Source organism: Dictyobacter arantiisoli, from assembly GCF_008326305.1.
Taxonomy (GTDB): domain Bacteria; phylum Chloroflexota; class Ktedonobacteria; order Ktedonobacterales; family Ktedonobacteraceae; genus Dictyobacter; species Dictyobacter arantiisoli.
Genome location: NZ_BIXY01000254.1, coordinates 1 through 1042 on the forward strand (window position 1 = coordinate 1; position 1042 = coordinate 1042).

Here is a 1042-nt window from a genome sequence, read left to right on the forward strand (position 1 = left end):
CAGGGAAGCGGTGCCGAGAAACTCTGGCACCGCTTTACCGCGTACGGTGGGCGATCAGCCGCCTTTGGGATGATGCCCATCCCGTACTTGGAAGTGTTCTTCCGCCGGACTTAGAAACAATTCAGTTTTTAGCATCGTTTAGGTGCTAGAAATGTTTCCCAAAAATCCGGGATGACTCATATATTTTTTCTATTTGCCGCTCTGGGCATTATTCTCGCCCATCTTTTTACACTTTTCACTATGTTCAGAAGTTTTCTCTGTCGATTTCTTGTCAATCTCCTTTTTAATTCCGCAATGATCTGGTCAAACCATGTGAGGTCAACTAGCCTCACATGGGACAGGTGCTGTTTATCTTGGGCTTCTACAGGGAATCAGCCACACCGCTTTAGGTTGCGCCGTATGTTTTGAGCTCGAAGTGTATCAGCCTTGTAGTCTTTTCTGCATATTTTTATCTTAAAAAGTGCTGATGCTGGATATAGAGACTATGATGAAATAATTAAGGGTGGAGGTGAAGAAAGAGCATTACATTTGATATAGAATTTTTGTTCTAGTGTGACGCGAGAGGCAGTTCAAGTCATTATAGAGTATGGGGCAAAAATTGATTTTGCCGTTGAAGGAGTAGGATGCATGGCTGAAGAGCAGCGGGGCGAACGTTGTGGGGGGATTACGACGGATGGCAAGGTCCAACTGTGTCACTATCTGGCGAATGACGATCAGGTGAGGCAATTGCTGGCAGTAATTGGGTCCTATGTAAGCCACTCGGGGTTGGCATCGACACGCCATGAAGTTGATGATATCACTTCTGCAATTGTGAGTGCTACTATTGTGCGAGCTTTTGACATCGTGGAAACTAAGTACCAGGGGCAAGGGATTCATCCTTGGCTACTACGTATAGCCCACGGGATGCGCAACGAGATGCAAGCAAGGAAGCAATAAAAAAAGCCGAGATCCATCCTTCAGGACGGGAAACAAAGGATGAGAGAAAGGCAGAGAGAGACAGACGCCAATGAAGAGGCCGCGAGGAGCAGAAGAGAACCGGGCG

Annotated in this window: 1 protein-coding gene; it reads left to right on the forward strand. The window is 46.8% G+C overall.

Annotated features, from left to right (window positions below):
- Positions 1 to 552: 552 nt before the first annotated feature.
- A complete protein-coding gene (locus F1593_RS28100; protein WP_149404855.1) occupies positions 553 to 936 on the forward strand; it encodes a hypothetical protein in 384 nt (127 codons plus the stop codon).
- Positions 937 to 1042 lie beyond the last annotated feature (106 nt).